Origin of the sequence: Aneurinibacillus aneurinilyticus ATCC 12856, assembly GCF_000466385.1 — a bacterium.
GTDB classification, from domain to species: domain Bacteria; phylum Bacillota; class Bacilli; order Aneurinibacillales; family Aneurinibacillaceae; genus Aneurinibacillus; species Aneurinibacillus aneurinilyticus.
In genome coordinates, this window is sequence record NZ_KE952818.1 from 1 (window position 1) to 9566 (window position 9566).

Genomic DNA, 9566 nt, shown 5'->3' on the forward strand with positions numbered 1-9566 from the left:
TACTTTGGATTATACTGGATAATCAACACCCTTGCTTTTTTTATCCTGATTCTATCCCAGCCTATTTTTCAGGCGGTGAATTTGCTCGCGGTTCTCATGTGATGTGTCGATAGCATACCGTACTTCCTCACGCAACTGACCAATCTCTCGGAGAATGAGGTTATCGCTTTCCAGATTTTTCACCTGGGCATCGCTTATGATTTGTTTGATCTCCTCAAACTTTCCATGTATGGAGCCAAATTCCGCTGTTACCCCATCAAACCGTTTATCTGTTTCAGCAAACTTTAGATGCATTATGCCAAACTCTACCGTCACATCATCAAAACGCTGATCCACGTCGACGAATTTCCCATGCATGATGCTAAATTCTTCTGCTACATCATCAAATCGCCTATCGATCTCAAGGAGTCTCCCATGTATGACACCGAACTCTTCCGCTACACCATCAAATCGCTGATCCACTTCAGTAAATTGGCGGTTTATCTCATCAAAGCGCTGATCTACCTTCACAAATCGTTTGTCTATTTCATCAAAACGCCCATCTACCTCTACAAACCGTTTGTCTATCTTATCAAATCGCTGGTCTACCTCTACAAACCGTTTGTCTATCTCATCAAAGCGCTGGTCTACCTCCACAAACCGCCTGTCTATCCCATCAAAACGCTGGTCTACCTCCACAAACCGCCTGTCCATCTCATCAAATCGTCGATCTACTTCGGCAAATTTCTCATGTACAACACTAAACTCTTTAGCTACATCGTCAAATCGCCTATCCATCTCTGAAAACCGCTCATTCATTTCATGTCGCAGCGTTTTTTGTTCTACTTCAAAGCGGTCCATTCGCACATGAATACCTGTGACAGCTTCTAGAATTTTATCGAGTTGAGCACTCATTCGCGTGACTCCCCTTACCTTCTCACTTCTTTTAAGTGTACCACGATCTTAACCTCATATTTAAGCCCGCCTATCCCTTACTATCTCGCTACCGTAAGCCCGTACACATTCGCTTGCGGTATCCCTTCCTTAATCGCACGTCCTGCCTCTGCCAACGTTGCACCTGTAGTATATACATCATCTATAAGTACAATAACTGGACAGTCAGGAAGCATAAACGCCTCCTCCGGCGAAAAATGAAATACATTCTGTAGCGCATTCAGACGGCTTGTACGATCCTGCTTGCTCTGCTTCTCGGTAGCCTTCTTTCTCTCCAATAAACCGTATAACGGCACACCCACTTCATGCGCTAACAGACATGCCATTTCCTGCGCCTGGTTAAATGTTCGTTCAAGCAGCCGTGCTTCATGCAGTGGGATATAAGTAAGACAGTCTACCTTCATTCCGGCATAATGCAAACGCCAGGCGCGCAGCAATAAGGAGACCATAACGTCTGCCAATTTTCGATCACCGCGATATTTATATTGTGCCAGCAGGCCTTTCATTGCCTCATTATAACGGACCGCACTACGCGAATAATGAATATATCGCTCCGTACGGCGCGCGCAATCCTCGCATACAGTATCCGCAATCCACGGACGACCACACAATTTGCATATATTGTCTAGAATAAACGCAAATTGTTCCTTACATACAGCGCACAGTGGCACTGTACCTCCCTTTTCTCCCGCCCCTTGTGCAACATAGCGTACAGGTTGGGCACACAAGGAACAAAGAGGCAATGACGGATACAGCAGATTCAATATCCCGTTAACAACACTTTGCCAACCATTCATCTACTTGCCTCCTACGTTTATGTCTATATATATCTGACTTGATGAATCGACAACCTCCCGTGGTAGGAAGTACGAAAACGATGGAGAAAATCAGAGGCCGGAAAAAGACACACTGGCCTTTCTTCTGCCGAATCGTAGGGCGCGTCCAATCTCTTCTTTTCTCGGATCTCCTACTTCCAACCGCGCTATCATGTCAAAATATCAAGTGTAACTTATATAGCCAAGCTCCCGAGCCAGACGGTTCATCTTCTTAATTTGCCGAATGGCAGCCTTCATGGCCCCCGTTACTTCTTCCGCCATGAAGATGACTTGGCCGTCTGGAACAGAGGCTGAACGGCCAGCCCTGCCCGCAATCTGAACAAGAGCCGCTTCGTCGAACACTGGCGCGTCGGCCTGGCATACTAATACTTGAATACCGGAAAGCGTCACACCCCGTTCCATAATGGTTGTTGTCAACAATGCCTGCAGCCTGCCTTCCCGTAAAGCCATGACTTTAGCTTCTCGTTCTGGATCGGACGCATGAACAGTAGCGGCTTTTGTCTTCCAGTTTTCATTGTGCGCTAAAATATAGTCATACAATATAGGAAGCTGGCGAATGGCAGGAACAAAAATAAATACAGGCCTGCCTCTTTTCTCGCTATTCTCTATGAATGAGAGTAATGTATGAATCGGCTTTCTGGTCCTTAAACGATTGTTTAATTTACTTTCCCGGCAAATGACTGGTTCAGGAAGCGGATGCCCATGATAGCGAACCGGAATTTTCACATGAGGAAGAAAATCCTTATGGTTTGTGGGTTTCTGCATTCGTTTTTGGTAATCAGGTCGCGGAGTAGCTGTTAGATAAACGATCTTGCCGGATAATGTCCGAGCACGGTTCACCGCAAACGGTAGCATATCATCGCTTGTATACGGATACGCATCAACCTCATCCATAATGACGACATCAAATCTTCGATAGAATCGAAGCGCCTGATGCGTGGTCGCCAATACAAGCTGATCGGCGTTCCACTTTTCTTGCGGTGGTGTGTTACCATGCAGCACCGCTAATGCATAATTTGGAAACGCTCGTTGCAACCGGGGCGCAAGCTCTAGCACAACATCACGACGCGGCGTCGCCCATAGCACGCTTCGCCCATTTTCCAGCAAATAGCGCAGCAACGGGAACATAACTTCCGTCTTTCCTGCACCACATACCGCCCAAACGAGAAATTCCTGTTTTTCATCGCTCGGCCCTTCATAAAATTCCAGCGCACTCCGTGCAGCTGCACATTGGGCTTCGGTTAACTGCGGATAAGAATGAAGGGCCGTCTCTGCATGAATGCTTTGCTTCGCTTTTCGTCTATTACAAGGAAACAAATAATATAGAACACAGCAACTGCTTCGTCCCATAACAAGACAACGTCTACAGTATGCACACTCTCCCCGGCAACGGTGACAATAGACAAGATGAATATCTCTTTCGTCGGCGCCACATCGATTGCAATGGTACGCCAGCTTCGCATTTTCTTTCCCAAATCGAAGCATTCGCTTCATCCAAGCAAAGAAGGAGAAGAACGGCTCTTCTCCTTCTTTTGAAATTGCCTCCAAAGATGCAGTGCATTGAACTTTTCCAGAAACGACAAGCAGCCCAAGCAAATCATCCATCTCTTTATCTTCCAGCTTTTTCAGTTCATTCTCCCAAGATCGTAATGCCCACTTAACTTCTTCCTCTAGTAAAGCCCGGCCCTGTAAGCGTTGACATATGCGCTCAAGCCACTCTTCCTTCATGATTCACTCTTTACGACCGTACAACTCATCTTCTTCAGCGACTGCAGGAGCAAGCTCCATCACACACTGCCCCTCTATTTCTTCTGAACCTTGGTATTTTTGAATACACAATTGTCCGTTGTCCATTTTTTTAATTAGAACGAAATCATTCAGCCGAATACCCACCTCCTCCAACATTTCATTTGGCAGCAATACTCTTCCTTCTTCGTCAAGACGAGCATGTGAAATTTTTCTCATGCTATAATAAACCTCCTTTAATAGTTTTTATGTATTCGACTTCTGTACATCTACATTTCGCCATCATCCATTATTTTCCTTTTTTCATTTGCAAAATTTTCTTTTTTTAGCGTCTAAATTTATGTCTATTTCGACATATTTTTCTGTTTGACAGCACAAATAATCGGACAGACTGGGGAACAAGAGGTGAATATATGATGAACAAGGCCCCTATACATCACACATACCCGTCTCCCACGCGCGAATCATTTTGGAAGCGAACCCGAAAAGTCATGTCTGGTCAACACGCTCGCTCCCTTTATATTAATACGACCGATCCGGCATATTATGAAAAGCTGCTTCGCTGCAATCGCCATAACGTACGAGCGTTGTACCATCTTGGGCGAACATGCGAGAAACAGGGTGATATACAAAAAGCTCAGAACTATTATCATCGGGCAATCCAAGTAGATCCCCATTTTGAAGCAGCAGTTGGTGCTCTGGCTATTCTGCGTCGCAGGCAGGAAGCGCATCGGCAGAAGCTCGCTCTGCAGGCCCTCCGCGAAATGCGGCGAGCAGATCGAAGACAAAAAGGCCTGTCCTTACTTCAAACAATGAAGGCTGTCATGGTTTCTTATTTGGTGCTTTTGTTATTTATCTTTGGAGTTCTTTTACGATAGGCCCACCACATGCTTTTCCTTTACTTCCCCCACAAAAAATGAGACAACCTCAATAAAGGAGTCTCATTTTTTTATGCATGACGTACATCAAACAACCATGTCCCTGGCGGAAAGGCGTCCGGCTGTAAGTCTGTGTGCTCCAGCTGTAAATCGGGCCAGTTGCGCCGGATAAGTAAAAGAATCGGATGCACAGTTTCTTGCTGCGGCAAATAAACTCGAAGCGGAATCCCTTTTACAGTAGAAGTCCATAGCGTATGTCGAATCGCATATTCTAGCTGTTCTTCCATATCTTCAAGCAGGAGCAAAACAGGCAACGATGTATCCTGCGTATGGGCGGACCGATGAATCGCAGGGGGCGTGCGGTCAAACAAAAACGAACCTACCCATACGATAAGCCAAGTGCCAAGCAGGTAAACCGCAGAGGTGATGCCAAGAATCGGCCATATCTCCATCGCATTCCCCTCCCTCTTGCTTATAAGATATGCTTTATATGCCTACAATGTGCTATTAATTAAGCCGTTTGCATAATTGGGCTTGGTTTCTTAATTACTCCTCTCACCTGTAAGCGCTTTAGGAATGGAACTCCATATGCTAACAACAAAAAGGCCTGGAACGCTGCTTTCAAACGTTCCAGGCCTTCTATTTGACAAAGGTTAGGATAATTTAACCCAACCGTTTTTAATCGACATAACAACCGCCTGTGTACGATCTTGTACATCTAGTTTTTGCAAAATGCTGCTAACATGGTTTTTAACCGTTTTTTCACTGATGAACAATTCTTCACCAATCATGCGGTTGCTTTTTCCTTCTGCCATTAGCTGCAATACTTCGCGCTCGCGCGGTGTCAGAGCCAGAATGTTGCTTTCCTTATCGGTTCCTCCAAGCTCGCTCACATCGCTAAGCAGTACGTTCTCATCATGGCTATGCTCAATGGTACTTAGACGACGAAACTCGCTAATGAGCTTGCCGGTTACTTTCGGATGAATATAGGCTTCACCTGCAGCCACCGAATTAATCGCATCGATGAGCGCGTCAGAATCCATTTCTTTCAGCAGGTAGCCCGCAGCGCCGGAACGCAGGGACTTATATACGTAGTTCTCATCATCATGAATGGACAGGATAATGATACGCGATTCAGGAGCACGTTCCTTAATGCGCTGTGTCGCCTGTACGCCGGTCATCTTCGGCATATTAATATCCATTAGGATGACGTCTGGTTGGAAATCTGCGGCCATCTGACAAGCTTCTTCTCCATCCGACGCTTCCCCAACAATTTCGAAGCTCTCTTCCATCTCTAGAATACGCTTCACGCCTTCACGAAACAATTTGTGGTCATCTACAAGTAAAATCGAAATCTTTTGGTCCGTCATACTAACCTCCATATGTTAAGGTGTTGTTTGTTCATTACTATGATTATTATTTTTCTCTTGAATGCGAAGAGGAATATGGAAAAGAACGCTTGTCCCTTTTCCGGGCTTAGAACGAATGAGCATCTTGCCCTGTAAAAGTTTCACTCTTTCCTTCATCCCCATAATTCCAAATTGTGGCCGTTCTGCTTTCGTTGATTGATCGAATCCAACGCCATCGTCTGTGACAATCGAGTGGACCTCGTTCGGCTTAAACTCCAGCCGCACTTCCACATGCTTGGCCTGCGCGTGCTTCGCGGTATTGTTCAGAGACTCCTGAATCAGACGAAAAACGGCAACTTCAATTGAATTCTGCAGGCGGCGTTCCGGGGAAAGCAATGTAAGCTTCACATGGATACCATGGCGTTTATGATATTCTTCTAAATATTTACGAAGCGTAGGCACCAGTCCGAGGTCATCGAGAGCCATCGGACGCAGGTCAAAGATAATCTTCCTTACATCTACAAGACTTGCCCTTGTAAGCTCTTTTAATAACCGGAGTTCTACCTTTGCCTCGTCGATTCGATTTTGATTCAGCATTCTCTCAACAATTTCACTTCGTAATGTCACATTCGCCATTGATTGAGCAGGACCATCATGAATATCACGAGCTACCCGCTTGCGCTCTTCTTCCTGCGCCTGGATAATCTGAATCCCGAGCAGTTGCTGCTGCTGGGCCGATTCCAGAGCAATTCCTACCTTTCGCAAATCGCCCTGCAAGTAGTTTAGTACAAGACCTATCTGGGAAATCAAGTTCTCTGACTTCTCGATGGTCTGCAGGATGTTTCGATGGCGGCGCTCCAGTTCATCCCGACGTTGCCTGAGGCGCAATTCCTTATCTCTTGATAGCGATAACTTAATTTGCATCTGGCTGGCTTCTTCATAGGCTTCGCGAATATCGGATTCACTATATTGGCGAAAGCTGCGGCTAATGTTTGCCAATTTCTGGCGTGCGTGTCTTGCTTTTATCTCCAGGTGATCCGTCTGGGTAATCACCCTTTCAATTTCATCCTTCAGGGCTTCCAGTTCGAGGCTAATGTGATTGCGCTCTTTATGCGCATTCTCTGCAATGTCGAAAATTTTCTCTTTACTTTGCTCCACCGATGAAATTGTACGCTCCATGACTTCATCGAGTACGTGGATATTAATGTTGGCCTCGGCCATGTACATCCCCTTCCTATTCCATTAGCCAATAAGTACCATCCCAATTGTTACCTTCTACGCTTCTCTTCTCTGGGCTTGTTCCCACTTTATAGGTAAGGAGAACAAAAACTCTTTACCTATTGTACCATTCATCCCAAATAAACAAAACAAGACCCATACACTATTGAAGCGATGGGTCTTTAGTCCTATTTTATTAACGAGCAGACAATTCTGATGCTTCTTTCTTAAGGATTTCTGCTTTGTCTGTTTGTTCCCATGGTACATTTAGGTCATTGCGACCGAAATGTCCATACGCAGCTGTTCCACGGTACATCGGGCGACGCAAGTCAAGCTGCTTAATAATGCCAGCCGGACGGAGGTCAAAATGTTTACGAACAAGCTGCACAAGGATGTCCTCTTCCACTTTGCCAGTACCGAACGTATCTACGCTGATGGAAACAGGCTGCGCTACACCAATCGCATAAGCCACTTGAACTTCACACTTCTCAGCTAATCCCGCCGCTACAATGTTCTTAGCTACATAGCGGGCAGCATACGCGCCGGAACGGTCTACTTTTGTCGGATCCTTACCTGAGAATGCGCCGCCGCCATGACGAGCATACCCGCCATACGTATCAACGATGATTTTACGACCGGTAAGACCGGCATCACCCTGCGGTCCGCCAATAACAAAACGGCCTGTCGGGTTAATGAAATACTTCGTAGCATCATCCAGTAATTCTGCCGGAACAATCGGCTTAATTACATGTTCTCTCAGATCTTCCTGGATTTGCTCCAGAGAGACGGCCGGGTCATGCTGCGTAGAGATAACAATCGTATCTACACGTACCGGCTTATCGCCTTCATACTCCACTGTAACCTGGGTTTTTCCGTCCGGACGCAAGTACGCAAGCGTACCGTTCTTACGGACTTCCGTCAGGCGACGAGACAGCTTGTGCGCCAACGAAATCGGAAGCGGCATCAATTCCGGCGTTTCGTTGCAAGCGAATCCGAACATTAAGCCCTGATCACCAGCACCAATTGCCTCGATTTGTTCATCCGTCATTTGACCCTCACGCGCTTCAAGCGCCTGGTCAACACCCTGTGCAATGTCAGGAGATTGTTCATCAATAGAAGTCAACACCGCGCAAGTGTCAGCATCGAAGCCGTACTTAGCGCGCGTATATCCGATTTCACGGATGGTTTCACGAACCACCTTCGGGATGTCTACATAGCAGCTTGTTGTAATCTCGCCTGCTACAAGTACCATACCTGTCGTTACGGAAGTTTCCGCCGCTACGCGTGCGTTTGGATCTTTGTCGAGAATTGCATCGAGAATTGCATCAGAAACCTGGTCACAAATCTTGTCCGGATGTCCTTCCGTAACCGATTCTGATGTGAAGAGATGACGGCCCTTCTTCAGCGTCATATTCACGTACCTCCTTATAACCATGATTCATGGATGGTCTTACCAAGATACGGTACTCCCTCCCCAAACTTGTCGCAAAGCAGTAAAAAAACCTTTTCCATTATTGTGCGCTCTGGAAAAGGGTTCGTTTTTTACTCATTCTTTGCCCTTTATCATCCAGAAAAGCATGTATGTGCCATACCATTCTGCTGGTTAGCACCGTTCATCGCGTCCGGGAAGCGCTTTACTTGTTAGGAGCTGTTCGCTCTCTGCATCTTCTTCCACAGGAGGCGCGGTGTGGTTGCCGGGCTTCATCGGGCCAGTCCCTCCGCCTGCTCGGGATATAAGGGTCTTCCGTTCTAGTTGAGGATATCTTATTTCTCTTGTCATGTCAACATGCAAAAAGCGGAGAAAACAAGGCGGGCAAAGGGACATTCTGGTATACTGAGTCGGTGGAGAACTGTATGCAAACAGTCAAAAAGCAGGACAGCGTATGCCATCCTTCCATATATTGCATATACTATTGATGATTTAACATTCGCCTAATGTCTCTAATGTCCGCTTCGTGCTCAAACGCCCGCAAAGAAAGAAGTTCAATGACACGCTGCTGTCTCTCCTGCATTTTTTCAAAGTGCTTAACATGGCTTCTCGTTTCAGTAAGATTATGGACAACCGCATCCTTGATAATCGTGATATCGCCTTCCATTCTGTCCAACCGACCTTCCACTGAGATAATTGTCTCCTCCATAGTACCCATTCTGCCTTCTATCGAGGCAACCGCCGCTTCCACGGAACTCAGTCGGCCATCCATCGACGCAACTGTCTCTTCCACGGAACTCAGTCGGCCATCCATCGAAAGAATCGTCTTTTCTACAGCACTCATTCTTCCTTCCATTGAAATCATTCTTTCTTCCATGCGTTCTAACCGCTCTGTATTACCAGCTGTTTCGGATTCCAGTTTACCAATCCGTTCATTCACCTCTCCGAAACCCTTGTCCATCTGCTGGTTCATCTGCTCCAGCATCTGCAGAATGGTATCCATCTTTTCCGCCATATCGCACCTCCGTCCCTCATATGTTTATTTTAAGTATAGCAGAAAGCCAAAGACAGAAGATCATATCGATTCATCAAGTTAAATCGATATTTCTACCCAAGGGGTGTTGATTATCCAGTATAATTCATAGTAGATCGCCACCACACCGTGCCCCAAACGGGC

At 46.2% G+C, this 9566-nt stretch carries 10 protein-coding genes and 1 riboswitch; of the genes, 1 reads left to right on the top strand and 9 read right to left on the bottom strand.

Going from position 1 to position 9566, the window contains the following annotated elements:
* Positions 1–51: 51 nt before the first annotated feature.
* From HMPREF0083_RS26460 to HMPREF0083_RS15130, 4 genes are all read right to left on the bottom strand, one after another.
* Positions 52–894, bottom strand: a complete 843-nt coding sequence (locus HMPREF0083_RS26460) for a hypothetical protein (RefSeq protein ID WP_021622392.1) — start codon at positions 892–894, stop codon at positions 52–54.
* Between the two features lie 80 nt (positions 895–974).
* Positions 975–1730, bottom strand: coding sequence for a ComF family protein (locus tag HMPREF0083_RS15120; RefSeq protein ID WP_021622393.1), 756 nt, complete (start codon positions 1728–1730; stop codon positions 975–977).
* Positions 1731–1931: 201 nt separating this feature from the next.
* Positions 1932–3497, bottom strand: a complete 1566-nt coding sequence (locus HMPREF0083_RS15125; RefSeq protein ID WP_021622394.1) for an ATP-dependent helicase ComFA — start codon at positions 3495–3497, stop codon at positions 1932–1934.
* Positions 3498–3500: 3 nt separating this feature from the next.
* Positions 3501–3734: a SpoVT/AbrB-like protein gene (locus HMPREF0083_RS15130; RefSeq protein WP_021622395.1), complete on the bottom strand. Its 234-nt coding sequence runs from the start codon at positions 3732–3734 to the stop codon at positions 3501–3503.
* A 194-nt stretch (positions 3735–3928) separates the two neighbouring features.
* Between HMPREF0083_RS15130 and HMPREF0083_RS15135 the strand changes: the two genes are divergently transcribed.
* Positions 3929–4393 (top strand): tetratricopeptide repeat protein, encoded by a 465-nt coding sequence (locus HMPREF0083_RS15135; protein WP_040302975.1) that lies wholly within the window; start codon positions 3929–3931, stop codon positions 4391–4393.
* A gap of 71 nt (positions 4394–4464) precedes the next feature.
* Here HMPREF0083_RS15135 and HMPREF0083_RS15140 read toward each other — a convergent pair whose 3' ends face one another.
* The 5 genes from HMPREF0083_RS15140 to HMPREF0083_RS15160 all read right to left on the bottom strand — a co-directional run bounded on the left by HMPREF0083_RS15140 (position 4465) and on the right by HMPREF0083_RS15160 (position 9404).
* Positions 4465–4845, bottom strand: coding sequence for a hypothetical protein (locus HMPREF0083_RS15140; RefSeq protein WP_021622398.1), 381 nt, complete (start codon positions 4843–4845; stop codon positions 4465–4467).
* 201 nt (positions 4846–5046) lie between these two features.
* Positions 5047–5763: a response regulator gene (locus HMPREF0083_RS15145; protein WP_148315981.1), complete on the bottom strand. Its 717-nt coding sequence runs from the start codon at positions 5761–5763 to the stop codon at positions 5047–5049.
* Positions 5764–5778: 15 nt separating this feature from the next.
* The gene (locus HMPREF0083_RS15150) at positions 5779–6963 is read right to left on the bottom strand and encodes a sensor histidine kinase (RefSeq protein ID WP_040302976.1); all 1185 of its coding nucleotides are present in this window, start codon (positions 6961–6963) and stop codon (positions 5779–5781) included.
* 193 nt (positions 6964–7156) lie between these two features.
* Positions 7157–8365, bottom strand: coding sequence for a methionine adenosyltransferase (gene metK, locus HMPREF0083_RS15155; RefSeq protein ID WP_187374800.1), 1209 nt, complete (start codon positions 8363–8365; stop codon positions 7157–7159).
* Between the two features lie 152 nt (positions 8366–8517).
* Positions 8518–8698, bottom strand: a riboswitch (SAM riboswitch).
* Between the two features lie 172 nt (positions 8699–8870).
* Entirely contained in the window at positions 8871–9404 is a 534-nt protein-coding gene (locus HMPREF0083_RS15160; RefSeq protein WP_021622404.1) for a hypothetical protein, read from the bottom strand.
* Positions 9405–9566: the final 162 nt, after the last annotated feature.

Coding starts and splice junctions, on each gene's coding strand:
- HMPREF0083_RS15130 (WP_021622395.1), bottom strand. CDS start 3,734: ATGAGAAAAATTTCACATGCTCGTCTTGACGAAGAAGGAAGAGTATTG.
- HMPREF0083_RS15120 (WP_021622393.1), bottom strand. CDS start 1,730: ATGAATGGTTGGCAAAGTGTTGTTAACGGGATATTGAATCTGCTGTAT.
- HMPREF0083_RS15145 (WP_148315981.1), bottom strand. CDS start 5,763: ATGACGGACCAAAAGATTTCGATTTTACTTGTAGATGACCACAAATTG.
- HMPREF0083_RS15125 (WP_021622394.1), bottom strand. CDS start 3,497: ATGAAGGAAGAGTGGCTTGAGCGCATATGTCAACGCTTACAGGGCCGG.
- HMPREF0083_RS15135 (WP_040302975.1), top strand. CDS start 3,929: ATGATGAACAAGGCCCCTATACATCACACATACCCGTCTCCCACGCGC.
- HMPREF0083_RS15160 (WP_021622404.1), bottom strand. CDS start 9,404: ATGGCGGAAAAGATGGATACCATTCTGCAGATGCTGGAGCAGATGAAC.
- HMPREF0083_RS15140 (WP_021622398.1), bottom strand. CDS start 4,845: ATGGAGATATGGCCGATTCTTGGCATCACCTCTGCGGTTTACCTGCTT.
- HMPREF0083_RS26460 (WP_021622392.1), bottom strand. CDS start 894: ATGAGTGCTCAACTCGATAAAATTCTAGAAGCTGTCACAGGTATTCAT.
- HMPREF0083_RS15150 (WP_040302976.1), bottom strand. CDS start 6,963: ATGGCCGAGGCCAACATTAATATCCACGTACTCGATGAAGTCATGGAG.